Source organism: Mesorhizobium sp. M4B.F.Ca.ET.017.02.2.1 (assembly GCF_003998955.1).
In the GTDB taxonomy this organism is placed as follows: domain Bacteria; phylum Pseudomonadota; class Alphaproteobacteria; order Rhizobiales; family Rhizobiaceae; genus Mesorhizobium; species Mesorhizobium abyssinicae.
This window is the reverse complement of record NZ_RZOF01000751.1, coordinates 1-248: the sequence shown is the minus strand read 5'-3', so window position 1 is coordinate 248 and position 248 is coordinate 1. Positions and strand designations below refer to the sequence as shown.

The 248-nt window shown below is 60.1% G+C and carries 1 protein-coding gene; it reads right to left on the bottom strand.

Features of this window, described 5'->3' with window-relative positions; genetic code table 11:
- The coding region (locus EN738_RS35175; RefSeq protein ID WP_145967085.1) for a polysaccharide biosynthesis protein at positions 1-248 on the bottom strand (248 nt) is incomplete at both ends.

Below are 248 nucleotides of genomic sequence, written 5' to 3'. Positions count from 1 at the left end.
TGACCGGCTGGAGAGCGCGCTGCGCTGGATGCGATCGCTCGACGCGGAAACCCCTCTTCTGTTCTGCTCGAGAACCGCGACGATCTCAGAAACCGGGAGTGCTGCAGGCTATTCGCCGCTGTTCCGGTGAAGCGGATCGGAATGTCAGTGTAGGGGCTCTTGCCGGCCATACGGATCATGGTTTCGGCCACCTCGAGTATCGGCACCGGCTTGCCCATGTCCAGCATATAGATGGCATAGTCGTCCTT